This is a genomic window from Achromobacter sp. MYb9 (genome assembly GCF_002975275.1).
Taxonomy (GTDB): domain Bacteria; phylum Pseudomonadota; class Gammaproteobacteria; order Burkholderiales; family Burkholderiaceae_B; genus Achromobacter.
In genome coordinates this window covers 121,465-135,708 of record NZ_PCOQ01000017.1, presented here as the reverse complement: position 1 = coordinate 135,708, position 14,244 = coordinate 121,465, and the positions used below count along the sequence as shown (strand labels likewise).

13 protein-coding genes are annotated in these 14,244 nt (G+C 67.2%); 6 read left to right on the top strand and 7 right to left on the bottom strand.

Annotation, left to right across the window (positions count from 1 at the left end):
• From CQ050_RS21970 to CQ050_RS21960, 3 genes are all read left to right on the top strand, one after another.
• The coding region (locus tag CQ050_RS21970; protein WP_233214218.1) for a Zn-dependent hydrolase at positions 1 to 1,277 on the top strand (1,277 nt) is incomplete at its 5' end.
• Positions 1,278 to 1,392: 115 nt separating this feature from the next.
• Positions 1,393 to 1,728, top strand: coding sequence for a co-chaperone YbbN (locus tag CQ050_RS21965; protein WP_006226863.1), 336 nt, complete (start codon positions 1,393 to 1,395; stop codon positions 1,726 to 1,728).
• Between the two features lie 56 nt (positions 1,729 to 1,784).
• Positions 1,785 to 2,663 carry a DMT family transporter gene (locus CQ050_RS21960; protein WP_199196895.1) on the top strand — a complete coding sequence of 293 codons (879 nt, stop codon included), beginning with the start codon at positions 1,785 to 1,787 and terminating at the stop codon, positions 2,661 to 2,663.
• Between the two features lie 45 nt (positions 2,664 to 2,708).
• Here CQ050_RS21960 and CQ050_RS21955 read toward each other — a convergent pair whose 3' ends face one another.
• Together CQ050_RS21955 and CQ050_RS21950 are read right to left on the bottom strand one after the other, a co-directional pair.
• Positions 2,709 to 3,593: a DMT family transporter gene (locus tag CQ050_RS21955; protein ID WP_105558929.1), complete on the bottom strand. Its 885-nt coding sequence runs from the start codon at positions 3,591 to 3,593 to the stop codon at positions 2,709 to 2,711.
• Entirely contained in the window at positions 3,584 to 4,312 is a 729-nt protein-coding gene (locus CQ050_RS21950; protein WP_105558928.1) for a GNAT family N-acetyltransferase, read from the bottom strand. Before CQ050_RS21950 ends, CQ050_RS21955 begins: the two co-directional genes overlap by 10 nt.
• Positions 4,313 to 4,437: 125 nt before the next feature.
• Here CQ050_RS21950 and CQ050_RS21945 point away from each other — a divergent pair, with 125 nt between their 5' ends.
• On the top strand, positions 4,438 to 5,928 hold the full coding sequence (locus CQ050_RS21945) for a PLP-dependent aminotransferase family protein (protein ID WP_105558927.1): 1,491 nt from the start codon (positions 4,438 to 4,440) through the stop codon (positions 5,926 to 5,928).
• Between the two features lie 47 nt (positions 5,929 to 5,975).
• On the opposite strand, the gene CQ050_RS21940 is transcribed toward CQ050_RS21945, so the two are convergent.
• Together CQ050_RS21940 and CQ050_RS21935 are read right to left on the bottom strand one after the other, a co-directional pair.
• Positions 5,976 to 6,272 (bottom strand): hypothetical protein, encoded by a 297-nt coding sequence (locus CQ050_RS21940; protein WP_105558926.1) that lies wholly within the window; start codon positions 6,270 to 6,272, stop codon positions 5,976 to 5,978.
• Positions 6,272 to 6,904, bottom strand: a complete 633-nt coding sequence (locus CQ050_RS21935; RefSeq protein WP_105558925.1) for a LysE family translocator — start codon at positions 6,902 to 6,904, stop codon at positions 6,272 to 6,274. Before CQ050_RS21935 ends, CQ050_RS21940 begins: the two co-directional genes overlap by 1 nt.
• A gap of 307 nt (positions 6,905 to 7,211) precedes the next feature.
• Between CQ050_RS21935 and CQ050_RS21930 the strand changes: the two genes are divergently transcribed.
• Entirely contained in the window at positions 7,212 to 8,036 is an 825-nt protein-coding gene (locus CQ050_RS21930; protein WP_105558943.1) for a DUF72 domain-containing protein, read from the top strand.
• Positions 8,037 to 8,061: 25 nt separating this feature from the next.
• Here the strand turns inward: CQ050_RS21930 and gorA are convergent, their stop codons facing one another.
• Positions 8,062 to 9,420, bottom strand: coding sequence for a glutathione-disulfide reductase (gene gorA / locus CQ050_RS21925; RefSeq protein WP_105558924.1), 1,359 nt, complete (start codon positions 9,418 to 9,420; stop codon positions 8,062 to 8,064).
• Between the two features lie 166 nt (positions 9,421 to 9,586).
• Here gorA and CQ050_RS21920 point away from each other — a divergent pair, with 166 nt between their 5' ends.
• Positions 9,587 to 10,210 carry a LysE family translocator gene (locus CQ050_RS21920; protein ID WP_105558923.1) on the top strand — a complete coding sequence of 208 codons (624 nt, stop codon included), beginning with the start codon at positions 9,587 to 9,589 and terminating at the stop codon, positions 10,208 to 10,210.
• Between the two features lie 22 nt (positions 10,211 to 10,232).
• Here the strand turns inward: CQ050_RS21920 and aceE are convergent, their stop codons facing one another.
• Complete coding sequence (gene aceE, locus CQ050_RS21915) at positions 10,233 to 12,896, bottom strand: pyruvate dehydrogenase (acetyl-transferring), homodimeric type (protein WP_105558922.1); 2,664 nt, start codon at positions 12,894 to 12,896, stop codon at positions 10,233 to 10,235.
• Positions 12,897 to 13,081: 185 nt separating this feature from the next.
• The gene (gene nirK / locus CQ050_RS21910) at positions 13,082 to 14,164 is read right to left on the bottom strand and encodes a copper-containing nitrite reductase (protein WP_105558921.1); all 1,083 of its coding nucleotides are present in this window, start codon (positions 14,162 to 14,164) and stop codon (positions 13,082 to 13,084) included.
• Positions 14,165 to 14,244: the final 80 nt, after the last annotated feature.

Sequence of the window (14,244 nt, the reverse complement as noted above, 5' to 3'; positions counted from 1 at the left end):
CCTCCCACCCGTTCCCCCCGCTTGACGCCGACCGCCTGTGGGCCCGTGTTGAAGCCCTGTCGCGCTTCACGCTGCCCGACGTCCCCTGGACGCGGCGCGCCTTCTCGCCGCTGTTCGACGAAGCCCGCGCCTGGCTGCGCGGCGAGTTCGAAGCCGCAGGACTGGCCACCCGCGTGGACGCCGGCGGCAACCTGATCGGCACCCGCGCCGGCCGCGACGCCGCCCGCAAGCCCATCGCCACCGGCTCGCATTGCGACACCGTCATGGCCGGCGGCCGCTTCGACGGCATCATTGGCGTGCTGGCCGGCATCGAAGTCGCGCACACCCTGCAAGACCACGGCATCGAACTGGCGCATCCGTTCGAGGTCATCGACTTCCTGTCCGAAGAGCCCAGCGATTACGGCATTTCCTGCGTGGGCAGCCGCGCGCTCTCGGGTCAACTCAGCGCCGACATGCTGGCCGCCCGCAACCCGGACGGCGAGACGCTTGCCCAAGGCATCGCCCGCGTCGGCGGCGACCCGGCGGCGCTGCATGCGCCGTTGCGCGGCGCCGGCGGCACCGCCGCGTTCGTCGAGCTGCACATCGAACAGGGCCCCGTGCTGGAAAGCCGCAACCTGCCGATCGGCGTGGTCACCAACATCGTCGGCATCCGCCGCGTGCAGATCGTGGTGCAGGGCCAGCCCGACCACGCGGGCACCACGCCCATGGACATCCGCCGTGACGCGCTGGTGGGCGCGGCCCGCATCATCGACGCGGCCAGCCGCCAGGCCAGCGCCGCCAGCGGCAATCCGCATTACGTGGTGGCCACGGTCGGCCGGCTGTCCATGACGCCCAACGCCGCCAACGCCGTTCCTGGCCGGGTGGAACTCACGCTGGAAATGCGCAGCGACAGCAACGCCGTGCTGGACACGTTCCCGGAAACGCTGATGGCCGGCGTGGCCGACGACCTGAAGGCGCTGCGCCTGACGGCGGGCTTCACGCCGTTGAGCCGCGCGCAGCCCACCGACTGTTCGCCGCTGGTGATGGATGCGGTCAAGGCGGCGGCCGACCAGCTCGGCTACGCCTCGATGCGCCTGCCCAGCGGTGCGGGCCACGACGCGGTGTACATGGCGCCCACGGGCCCGATCGGCATGATCTTCATCCCGTGCCTGAATGGCCGCAGCCACTGCCCGGAAGAGTGGATCGAGTCGGCGCAACTGCTGGACGGCACCCGGGTCCTGTACCAGTCGGTGCTGGAACTGGACCGGGTATTGCGCGACGGGCTGCGCGGCGCCTGAGCCCGCACACCCATTCGGCGTCCGAGGGTATCGCCGGCCCCCGGGCGCCACGCTGCCATAATGGACGCCTTGCGCCCGGTTGGTCTGGCGCCCACGACACGCTTGCCCCGCCCCCATGGAACAGATTGAACTCAATGACAGCACCGCTGACCGCTTCCTGCTGGATGCGCCCGGCCTGACGCTGCTGGTCTTCCACAGCCGCACCTGCGGCACCTGCCGCATTGCGCGCGAGCAGCTTCCCGCGCTGGAATTGCCCGTTGAACGCGTGTGCTGGGTGGATGCGGGCGACAACCGCGGCCTGGTCGAACGCTACGAGGTCTTTCACCTGCCCGCCATGTTCGTCACGCGCGACGGCGCCTTCTTCGGACCGGTGCAGTCGACGCTGGCCGAATGGGACCTGCGCCAACAAATCGGCCTGGCGCTGGATAGCTACCCCGCCGAACTGCCGTGAGCGCGCCCGCCGCCAAGCCCACGCGTTTGCCGCTGGACGCGCTGGCGACCAGCGGCATGCTGGCGCTGTGCGTGTGCTGGGGATTCCAGCAGATCGCCATCAAGCTGGTGGCCAGCGACATAGCGCCCATCATGCAAATCGGCCTGCGCTCGACGTTCGCGGCGCTGGTGCTGGCGGTGGTCGTGTGGCGCGCGGAAGGCCGGCGCGCCTTCCGCGACGGCACCGCCCTGCCCGGCCTCGTCGTCGGCTTGCTGTTCGCGGGCGAGTTCCTGTTCGTGGCGCAGGGCCTGCTCTACACCACGGCCTCGCACATGTCGGTGTTCCTGTACACCGCCCCCATCTTCGCCGCGCTGGGCCTGCACTGGCTGCTGCCCGAAGAACGCATGCAACCGCTGCAGTGGCTGGGCGTCGCGATCGCATTCGGCGGCATCGCGATGGCATTCCTGGGAAAGCCCGCGCAGGCGGGCGCCGCCAATATGCTGTTGGGCGACGCCATGGGCCTTGCGGCGGGCCTGCTCTGGGGCGCCACCACGGTCGCCATCCGCAAGACCTCCCTGTCTGAAGCCGCGCCCTCCAAGACGCTGTTCTATCAGATGGGCGTGGCCGCCGCCGTGCTGCTGGCGTATGCCGCCGCGACGGGCCAGGACGCCATCCGCTACACGCAGGCGGCGGTGCTTAGCGTGGCCTTCCAATCCGTGGTGGTGGCGCTGTCCAGCTACCTGGCATGGTTCTGGCTGCTGCGCCGCTACCTTGCGTCGCGGCTATCGATCCTGTCGTTCATGACGCCGCTGTTCGGCGTGAGCTTCGGCGTGCTGATCCTGGACGAACCGCTGGATCCCGGCTTTGTCATCGGCGCCGCGCTGGTGCTGGCGGGCATCACGCTGGTCAGCGGCAGTGAAATGATCAGGAACCTGTTGCGCAGGCGACGCGGGTAGCCGGCTTACGGCCCGATGGGTTGGAACAGGATGGGCCCGGGCAAGTCACCCCCGCCCCCTGCCGAGATTCAGCACGATGAGCGCCGCGCCCGCCAGCACGAAGGCGAATCCCCACCAATCCGCCGCGGCAGGCCGATCGCCCACCAACGCCATTGCACCCAGCACCCCGACGACCGGCACCATCAGGGTCGTCAACGCCGCGACCGTGGCGCTGACCTTTTCGCTCAGCACGAACCACAGCCAATACGCCACGGCCGTACCCAGAATGATGTGATACGCCAGCGCGCTGGCCACTTGCACGTTCCAGCCTTGCATTGGAAACGATTCGCCCACGATCAGCATGCCCGTCAACGCGCAGGCCGCGCCCACCACCAGTTGCCAGGCCGTCACCACGATCCGGTTGCCGGCCACCGGCCAGCGCTTCAGGTAGACCGTGCCAGCCGCCCAGCCGAAGGCGGCGATCAACGGAAAGGCCAGGCCCTTCGTCGCGGCGATGTCGTGCTGGGCGAAGACCGCGCGCAGCACTGGCCAAGCCAGGATCGCCACGCCCACCGCGCCCAGCCCCAGCGCCACGGCGCGGCGCCGGTCCGGGCGTTCGCCCAGCACGGCCCAGGCCAACACCGCCGACATCATCGGCATCGTGAAGGTCAGCACGGCCGCGCGCGATGTGCTGGTGCTAAGCTGCGCCCACGCCACCGCCAGGTTGAACACCGCCACGGCCAAGATGCCGCCCACGACGATGCCCGGCCATGACGCGCGCGGCGGCAGCAGCGCCACCCGCTTGGCGCGCGCCAGCAGCAGCAACAGCACCGCGCCGCTGCCCAGGCCGATGACACGCAGCGTGAACGGCGGGAAGATCGACAAAATGATCTTCACCGCCGGCCAATTCAGCCCCCAGAACAACGCAAGCGCGACCGGGATCAGACGCACGCGGCCTTTTCCCGGGCAATCCGTTCCGCCAGACCCGTGCGCTGATTGCCTTCGGCGTCGAAGTTCGTGGGGTTCAGCCAGTGTTCGTAGGCGGCACGCAGCGCCGGCCATTCGCCGTCGATGATCGAAAACCACGCCGTATCGCGGCTGCGGCCTTTATAGATCGTGGCTTGCCGGAAGATGCCCTCGAACTGGAATCCCAGCCGCGCGGCCGCCTTGCGCGACGGCGCATTCAGGCTGTCGCACTTCCATTCATAGCGGCGATAACCCAGTTCGTCGAAGGCGCGGCGCATCAGCAGGAACTGGGCCTCGGTCGCGATACGGGTGCGTTTCAGCTGGCGCGAAAACGACACGAAACCCACTTCGATCACGCCGTTGGCCGGATCAATGCGCATCAGCGCCAGCGTGCCGATGGCGCGCCCCGTTTCCAGGTCGATGATGGCGTGATGCAAGGGGTCGTTGCCCGCCTGCACGGACTCGGCGAACGCCCGGTAGGCCGCCTCGTCGGCAAACGGGCCGACGCCCATGTACGTCCAGTCGCTGTCGTCCGGCGCCTGGCTGAACGCCTGATACAGATCCGCGGCGTGGCGCTCGGCGGACAGGGGTTCCAGCCGGCAATACTGTCCGATGGCGGGGGTCAGGGGCGGACGCGCGCGCGGCGTCCAGCCGGGAACATCGGGGCCGACGGGTTGTTGGAAAGCATTGACGCGGGGTTGCATGCTACAGAGCCTCATCCTGGTTAGCGCGCGTCGCCGGGCTGTGGCGGAACGCAACACGCATGACCTCACGATATCGGAATCGTGGCATCATAAAAAGCACCACGATCCTTGAATTTAATAGGGCCATGCCCCCCCTTTCCCCCCAGGGCGTCCCCAAGGACGCGGCACTGCTATCCAGCCCGCTCGCGCGCGGGCCCGGCGCGTTACCCCGGCAGCGCCAGTTGATTCAGCGGCTCAAGCAGGCCATTCTGGCGGGTCAATTGCCCGCCGGCGGCAAACTGCCGTCCTCGCGCGCGTTGTCCGAAGACCTGGACATTTCGCGCAACACGGTGCTGATCGCCTACGAACAACTGACGGCCGAAGGCTATGTCATTGCCGACCGGCAAGGCACGCGCGTGGCGCCCTTGTCGGCGACGGCCAGCAACGCCGCCAGGCACGCCGCGCCGCCGCCGGCCAAGGCGTCCTTCACCGCCAAACGCCTGTCGCGCATCGTATCCACGCGGTACCTGCACGATGGCTCGCTGCCCATGACGCCCGGCACGCCGGCGCTGACGCAGTTTCCGGTGAATGCGTGGCGCCGCGCGCAGGACCGGGCGCTGCAGGCCGCCCCGGCCACCACGCTGGGCTACGGCCACCCGGTGGGCGAACCCGCGCTGCGCGAAGCCATCGCCCAGTACCTGCGCGTATCGCGCGGCGTGCGCTGCGACGCCTCGCGCATTGTCATCACCGAAGGGGCGCAGGGGGCACTGGCGCTGTGCGTCCAGCTCCTGACCAACCCCGGCGACACCGCCTGGCTGGAAGACCCCGGCTACCGCGGGGCCAAGTCAGCCTTCCATGCGGGCGACCTGGACGTCGTGGCGATGCGCGTGGATGCCGATGGCATGGTGATCCCCGAATCGGCGTGGCAGACGTGCCCGCCGCGGCTGATACAGACCACGCCGTCGCACCAGTACCCGACCGGCGCGGTGCTGTCGGTGGCGCGCCGGCTGGACCTGCTGGACCGTGCGCGGCGCGCGGGCGCGTGGATCATCGAAGACGATTACGACAGCGAATTCCGCCACCAGGGCGAACCCATCGCGGCCATGCAAGGCCTGCTGCCCGACGCCCCCGTGCTGTATGTGGGCACCTTCAGCAAGACCATGTTCCCCGCCCTGCGGCTGGGCTTCCTGGTGTTGCCCGAAACCATCGCGGCGCAAGCCATGCCGTCCGTCATCGAAATGCTGCGGGGCGGCCATCGGCTGGAACAATTGACCATGGCCGCGTTCATCGACAACGGCCAGTTTTCCCGCCATCTGGGCCGCATGCGGCGGCTGTACCGCGAACGCCAGGCGGCGCTGCGCGACGCGTTGGCCACGCACCTGGAAATCGATCACGAAGTTCTGGGCGGCCATAGCGGATTGCATCTGACCGTGCGGCTGCCGCCGGCGTTTTCCGATGTGGAGATCGTGGAGCAGGCGCGCAAGCTGGGGATGAATCCCGGCGCGCTGTCATCGTTCGCGATCACGCCCCGCGCCGAAGACAACGGGCTGGTGATCGGATATGGCAACACCGGGGCCGAACGGTTCCCTGCGTTGGTTGGCCGGCTACGGGAGGTTGCATTGAAAACCCGCCGCTGACCCAGGACGTCGGGCTCCAAGCGGCGCACCTTCAGTGTGGGCCGGCCTTAGTCCACCAGGCCGCCCAGCACCAGCATCGCCAGGACCAGCCAGAAGAGGAACCCCACGATGGCGCGGCGCAGCAACGCCTTGACCGCCGCCCACAGGAACATCAGGCCCAGCACCAGCAGGACGAAGTTGAAGAGGGATGGGCTCATGCCCATCGCACGGGCCAACCCGGCATAGAAATCACCCAAGGCGCCGCCCAAGCCGCCCAGCAGCCACTGGATGCCGGACACGATGCCCCGCAGGGCTTCGCCGAGCATGCCGCCCAGCGACGCGAAAAAACCGTCGTCCCGTTCCATCAGCGGCGCGTATCCATGATCATGCGCACGGCAAGGCCGGCCAGCACCGTGCCCATCAACCAGCGCTGCACCACCATCCACAAGGGACGGCCCGCCAGGAAGCCGGCGATCGAGCCCGCCATGATGGCGATGACGGCGTTGACCGACAGGCTGATCACCACTTGCGTCATGCCCAGCGCCAGCGACTGCGTGAAGACGCTGCCGTGGTCGGGCTGGATGAACTGCGGCAGCAGCGACACGTACATGACCGCGATCTTGGGATTCAGCAGGTTGGTCACCAGCCCCATCGTGAACAGCGTGCGCGGGCTGCTTTTGGGTAGCTCTCGTACCTGGAACGGCGAACGGCCGCCCGGCCGGATCGCCTGCCAGGCCATGTACAGCAGGTACAACGCGCCGCCGATGCGCAGCGCGTCATAAGCCAGGGGCACCGTCAGCAGCAGGGCCGTGATGCCGAACGCCGCGCACAGCACATAGAAGATGAATCCTACCGCCACGCCGCCCAGCGAAATCAGGCCGGCCTGGGGGCCTTGGGAAATGGACCGGGACACCAGATAAATCATGTTGGGCCCAGGCGTGAGCACCATGCCCAGCGCAACCAGGGCGAACGTCAGCAAATGAGTCAGGTCAGGCATGATGAGCCGGCAGGCGCCGGGCGAAGTCGGATTCGAGGCCTACACGTTATCGCAAAACTGTATCGGAACAGTGTTTTTTTGTCATCGTGCCACCCTGCCCCAAGAACGGCGAATCCAGGCCGGCACACCCGCAACGCGCGGGCGGCGTGGGGGCATATCTTTGAACTTCGCAAAGGGTCGAATTGCCGTATCGCGGATGCGACAACTGCGCCGGCATGACAGCCCGATCCGGCCCGCCAGGCTTTACGACGGCATGCGCGCGGCGATACAGTGGTCAGGTTCTTCCGACTGCATGGAGCACCTGGACATGCCGCATCGTCACCCGTCCGTGGTGGAAAGCCCCCCCATCATCCGCGTCGGCATCGGGGGTTGGACCTACGCCCCCTGGCGCGGTCCGTTTTATCCCGAAGGCCTGCCGCATGCGCGGGAACTGGAATATGCCAGCCGCCAATTGACCGCCATCGAGATCAACGGCACTTACTACAGCACCCAGAAGCCGGCCACGTTCGCCAAGTGGCGCGACGAGACGCCGGACGGCTTCGTGTTTTCGCTGAAGGCGTCGCGCTACGCCACCAACCGCCGCGAACTGGCGGGCGCCGGCGATTCGATCCGGCGCTTCGTGCACAGCGGCATCGCCGAACTGGGGCCCAAGCTGGGGCCGGTGGTGTGGCAGTTTGCCCCCACCAAGACCTTCAACGCCGACGATTTCGGCGCGTTCCTGGAATGGTTGCCGGACAAGGTGGACGGCCTGCCGCTGCGGCACGTGCTGGACGTGCGGCATCCCAGCTTTGCCTGCGACGAATACCTGGAGCTGGCCCGCCGCCATCGCGCGGCCACCGTCTACACCGACAGCGAGGATTTCCCGGCCATCGCCGACCGCACGGGCGATTTCGTCTATGCCCGGCTGATGCGCGCCAGCCCCACCTTCAAGGCGGGCTATGCGCCCAAGGTGCTGGACGCGTGGGCCGACCGGCTGCACACCTGGGCGCGCGGCGAAGATCCGGCCGACCTGCGCCGCATCGGCCCCAAGCCCTTTGCAGCGGCGCGGCCGCAGGACGTCTATGCGTTTTTCATCAATGGCGCGAAAGAGCGCGCACCCGCCGCGGCGCGCGCCATGATCGAACGGCTGTAGCGCGCGCCGTCTCGTCCGCGACGCCCTATTGCGCGACCGGCGTGCGCAGCGTGACGAACTCTTCGGCTGCCGTGGGATGGATGCCGATGGTGTCGTCGAACACCTGCTTGGTCGCACCCGCCTTCAGCGCCACCGCGATGCCCTGCACGATTTCGCCCGCGTCGGGGCCCACCATGTGCACGCCCAGCACGCGGTCAGTCTGGGCGTCCACGATCAGCTTCATCAGCGTCTTTTCCTGCGACTCGGTCAGCGTCAGCTTCATGGGCCGGAAACGGCTTTCGAACAGCTTGATCTCGTAGCCGGCTTCGCGGGCTTCTTCGGTGGTCATGCCCACGGTGCCGATGTTCGGCAAGCTGAACACGGCGGTCGGGATCAGCTTGTAGTCCACCTTGCGGTATTCCTCGGGGCGGAACAGGCGGCGGGCCACGGCCATGCCTTCGGCAAGCGCCACCGGCGTCAGCGGCACGCGCCCGATCACGTCGCCGATGGCCAGGATGGAAGGCTCCGCGGTGCGGTATTCGTCGTCCACGTCGATGAAGCCGTCCTGCTTGAATTTGACGCCCGTATTCTCCAGGCCCAGGTTGTCCAGCATCGGACGGCGGCCCGTGGCGTAGAACACGCAATCGGTCTCGATGACGGAACCGTCCTTCAGGCTGGCTGCCAGCGACCCGTCGGCCTGCTTGTCGATGCGCGTGACTTCCGTGTTGAAGCGAAGGTCGATGCCCTTCTTGCCGAGTTCGTCGCGCAGGTGTTCCCGCACGCCTTGGTCGAAGCCGCGCAAGAACAGCGGGCCGCGATAGACCTGGGTGGTCTGCGCGCCCATGCCATTGAAGATCGAGGCGAATTCCACGGCGATGTAACCGCCGCCCACGACCAACACGCGGCGCGGCAGCGCCTTCAGGAAGAAGGCCTCGTTCGAGGTGATGGCGTGTTCCTTGCCTGGGATCTCCGGTACCTGCGGCCAGCCGCCGGTGGCCACCAGGATATGGCCCGCGCTGTGGCGCTGGCCATTGATCTCGACCGTATGCGGGTCGACGATGCGGGCATGGCCTTCCAGCAGCGTCACGCCGCTATTGACCAGCAAACTGCGGTAAATGCCGTTAAGGCGCTCGATCTCGCGATTCTTGTTGGCGATCAGGGTAGCCCAATCGAACGACGGCTTGCCGGCCGTCCAGCCAAAGCCGTGCGCCTGTTCGAAGTCTTCGCTGTAATGGGCACCGTAGACCAGCAGTTTCTTGGGCACGCAACCCACGTTCACGCAGGTGCCGCCCAGGTAGCGGCTTTCGGCCACCGCCACGCGCGCGCCGAAGCCCGCCGCGAAACGGGCCGCGCGCACGCCGCCGGAACCCGCGCCGATCACAAACAGATCAAAATCGAATGCCATGATGTTTCCTTCGCGACAAGCCCTGCGGCCACGCGTTCACTGTTCGGGAAGACCGTATTTAACACCACCCGGCGCCCGGGCATTCCCAAAGCGATGCGATTGGCCTACAGTCACCGGCATGGCTGTCCGGCAGCCGCCCCTTATCCTTGATCGGAGCACGCATCCCATGTCGCTTGAAACCTGGCTGGCCTTCCTGGGCGCCTCGGCCCTGCTTGTCATGTTGCCCGGCCCGACGATTCTCACCGTCATCAGCTATTCCATCACGCATGGCAAGCGCGCGCGCCTGCCGCTGGTGCTGGCCGTGGCGCTGGGCGATTCCACCGCGCTGGTGCTGTCCCTGGTGGGCCTGGGCGCGTTGCTGGCGGCGTCGGCGTTCTGGTTCACGGTGGTCAAGACCGTGGGCGGCCTGTATCTGCTGTACCTGGGCTTCAAGCTCCTGCGTGCCGGCGTGGCGCCCGCCACGCTGCCCGAGGCCACGGCGGCGGGCTCGCGCTGGAAGTTGTTCGCCAACACGTATCTGGTGACGGCGCTGAACCCCAAGGGCATGATCTTCTTCGTCGCCTTCCTGCCGCAGTTCATCGACCCGGCGGGCGACGTGACCCGCCAGCTGTGGATGCTCTCGGCCACGTTCGTCGCCTGCGCCGGCATCAACGCCGCCGCGTACGCGGTGTTCGCGGGGTCCGCCCGCCGCCTGCTGGCATCGCCCCGCGCCCAGCGCGGCTTCAACCTGGGCGGCGGCGCCATGCTGTCCGTGGCCGGCGTCTGGGCCATGCTGGCGCGCCGCGTCTAACGCCCGGCACGCCACGCGCGCCCTATGGCAACGCGGCCCAGACGGCTTCAGCGTCGATGCCGTAGCGGGCGATGGCCTCGGCCGTCTTCACGCGTTCAACCAGGCCGTCGTCGGCCAGCGCCTTCAGGGCCGCCACGACGATATGGTGGCGGTCCACTTCGAAGAACGAGCGCAGCGCCTGCCGCGTATCCGACCTTCCGAACCCGTCCGTCCCCAGCGTCACATAGCGGCGGCCCGCCATGAACGGGCGAATCTGTTCGGGCACCATCTTCATATAGTCGGTGGCCGCCACCGCCGGGCCGATGCTGCCGGCCAACGCGGTCTCGGCATAGCCGCGGCGCGCGTCAGCCAGTGGATGCAGGCGGTTCCAGCGCTCGGCCTCCTGGCCATCGCGGCCCAATTCCGAATAGCTCGTCACGCTCCAGACGTCGGCCGCCACGCCGAAATCCTGTTGCAGCAGGTCGGCCGCGGCCAGCGTTTCGCGCAGGATCGCGCCGCTTCCCAGCAATTGCACGCGCAGCGCGCCCGGCATCCCTTCGCGCAAGCGATACATGCCTTTCAGAATGCCCGCCTCGGCGCCCGCCGGCATGGCCGGATGCGCGGTCTTTTCGTTGATCAGGGTCAGGTAATAGAAGACGTCTTCCTGGTCCTGGTACATGCGGCGCATGCCGTCCTGCACAATCACCGCGATCTCGTAGGCATAGGCCGGATCGTAGGCGCGGCAGGACGGGATGACGGAAGCCAGCACGTGGCTGTGCCCGTCGTCGTGCTGCAGCCCTTCGCCTTCCAGCGTGGTGCGCCCCGAGGTCGCGCCCAGCAGGAAACCGCGTGCGCGGATATCGCCCGCCGCCCACGCCAGGTCGCCCACGCGCTGGAAACCGAACATCGAATAGAAGATATAGAACGGGATGGTGGCCACGCCGTGCGTGCTGTGGGAGGTGGCCGCCGCGATCCACGACGACATCGCGCCTGACTCGTTGATGCCTTCCTGCAGGATCTGGCCCTGGCGGTCTTCGCGGTAGACGCTAAGCTGGTCGGCGTCCTGCGGCGTGTAGAGCTGCCCCACATGGGAATAGATGCCCACCTGCCGAAACATGCCGTCCATGCCGAACGTGCGGGACTCGTCGGGCACGATCGGCACGATGCGCTGGCCGATTTCCGGGTCCTTCAGCAATTGCGCCAGCACGCGCACGAACGCCATCGTGGTCGAGAACTCGCGCCCGTCGCTGCCCTTCAGGTGCGTTGCGAACGCGTCGAGCGATGGCGTGGCCAGCGGCCCAGGGCCGGCGGCGCGTCGCGGCAGATGGCCGCCGGCTCGCGTGATGGCGGCATCGAAATAGGCCTGCTCGGCGCTGCCCGGCGCGGGCTTGATGTAGGGAATCTGCTCCAACTGGTCGTCGGGCACGGGGATGGCGAAGCGGTCGCGGAACGCGCGCACCGCCGGGTCCGCCATCTTCTTCTGCTGGTGGTTGGTGTTGGCCGCCTCGCCCGCGGCGCCCATCCCATAGCCCTTGACGGTCTTGGCCAGGATGACGGTAGGCTGGCCGCGATGCGCCAGCGCCGCGGCGTAGGCAGCATAGACCTTGGCGACATCATGCCCGCCACGATTCAGCGCGCCGATCTCGTCGTCCGTCAGGTGCGCCACGCGTTCCCGCAACACGGGATCCGTGCCAAAGAAATGTTCGCGCACGTAGGCGCCCCCGCGTGCCTTGAACACCTGGTATTCGCCATCCAGGCACTGCATCATGCGGCGGCGCAGGCGGCCGTCGTGGTCCGCTGCCAGCAGCGCATCCCAGCCGGCACCCCAGATCACCTTGACGACGTTCCAGCCAGCGCCCCGGTAAACACTTTCGAGTTCCTGGATGATCTTGGCGTTGCCCCGCACCGGTCCGTCCAGCCGCTGCAGGTTGCAATTGACCACGAAGATCAGGTTATCCAGCTTTTCACGTCCGGCCATCGCCACGGCGGCCAGCGTTTCAGGCTGATCCTGTTCGCCGTCGCCCAGGAATCCCCACACTTTGCGGCCTTGCTCGGGGATCAGCTCGCGGTCTTCCAGGTACCGCATGTAGCGCGCCTGATAAGCCGCCATCAAGGGCCCCAGGCCCATCGACACCGTGGGGAATTGCCAGAAGGACGGCATGGTGCGCGGGTGCGGATACGAGGCGAGTCCGCCTCCGCCGATCTCGCGCCGGAAGCGGTCGAGCTCGGCTTCCGAAATGCGGCCTTCCAGATAGGCGCGCGCATAGATGCCGGGCGCCGAATGCCCCTGGATATACAGCATGTCGCCCAGGAACTCCGGCGTGGCCGCGCGGAAAAAATGTCGGTAGCCCGTTTCGTACAGCGTGGTCGCCGACGCATAGGTGGCGATGTGACCGCCCACGCCCGAGGTCTTGCCCGCCCGCAGCACCATGGCCATGGCGTTCCAGCGCAAGTAGGCATCCAGCCGCAGCTCGATGCCGACGTCGCCCGGAAACCGCGCCTGTGCCCCGGGCGAGAGGGTGTTCACGTAGGGCGTTGCGCCCGGCGCCGCATAACGGCCGTTGGCCGCGCGGTCCTGGTTGATCAGTTGGTCCAGCAGATAGTGCGTGCGCGGCAGGCCTTCGTGGGCCAGCACGGCCTGCATGGCTTCAAGCCATTCCTGGGTTTCCTGCGGGTCGGCGTCGATCGGGTCGATCGAGGTGTCCATGGGCGTCCTCCTTGGGGCGTGTGGGCGGCGCCTGGGTCGCAATAGCCGGCGCCGTTATTTCACATCGTGAATTGCAATTGCATAATGTGCAATTGCAATCGTAGGGAGGTTTTTAAACAATTGCAAGTGCAACTGTTCCATCCCGCCGCCGGCCAGCGGGATGGCGCCCTTGCCCGACGGAACGATCAGCGCGGGATCGGGCCCGGCGCTTTGATCTGCCGCATCAGGTCGTTATTCCATTCGCCTTCCACCTTGATGTGTCCGGCCGCGCCCAGCTCGAACGCTTCAATCAGGTTGTGGTTCAGGTAGGCGTACACGCCCGGCTGCTTGAAGGTATAGAGCGCGGCCCCGGCGGAACCGCCCCGGATGAACCAGGTCTCGAGGTTTTTCTGGGGCGGGTTGCCGAACTTTCCGGTCTCCCAGACCCAGTCGCCATGGCCGCCGATCAGATGCGGCCGCGTGTCGCGATTGGCCTGCGAATGGATCAGGAGTACGGTCTCGCCCACTTTGGCCGTCAGCGCGTTGTCGCCCATCAGCGCGCCGACCTTGCCGTTGAACACGATGTGCGAGGGGGTCAGCGTGCGCATGACTTCCAGGGTGTCCGCATAGCTGTCGGCCAGGGTCGCGTAGTCCTTGTACTTGCCGTTTTCGTCCTTCGGGATGTAGAGGTCGAATTCGCCGATGGTGTAGACGCGGTCGTAGCGCAGCGGCTTGCCCTGCGGGTCTTTCAGGCCGTCGCGCGGCAACACCATCAACGTGCCGCTCATGCCCGACACCACGTGCCAGGGCACCATGCCGGTCGGCGCACAGTGATAGACGAACGTGCCGCTGCGGTCCGCCTTGAAACGCAGCGTCGCCTGTTCGCCCGGATTCACATTGGTCAGCTGGGCGCCGCCCAGCGCGCCAGTCGCCGCATGGAAGTCCACGTTGTGCGGCATCGCGTTGGTGGCAGGGTTCACCAGCGTCACTTCCACGTAGTCGCCCTCGTGCACGACCAGCGTCGGGCCCGGCAGCGAACCGTTGAACGTCATGGCCTGCAAGGTCGTGCCCTGGCCATCGATGACCATTTTCTTTTCTTCGATGGTCATGACGAATTCGATCACCTTGGGCCCCGAACTGGCCACTTGCTCATGCGGGTGGACAAGCGGCGGCGCAACCAGCGCGACCTTGGCGCGTGGCAATTCATCGGCGTTCCGGGCGCCGGCCAGGCCGCCCGCCAGCGTGAAAATCAAGGCCGTGGCAATCACGGTGGGACGCAACGCATTCATGTGCAACTCCTCATTCCGATTCTTCAGCGCCGAGTCTGTCGGCAAGCCCATTGAAGGCCGCGCGCACTGATCCTTCTTTG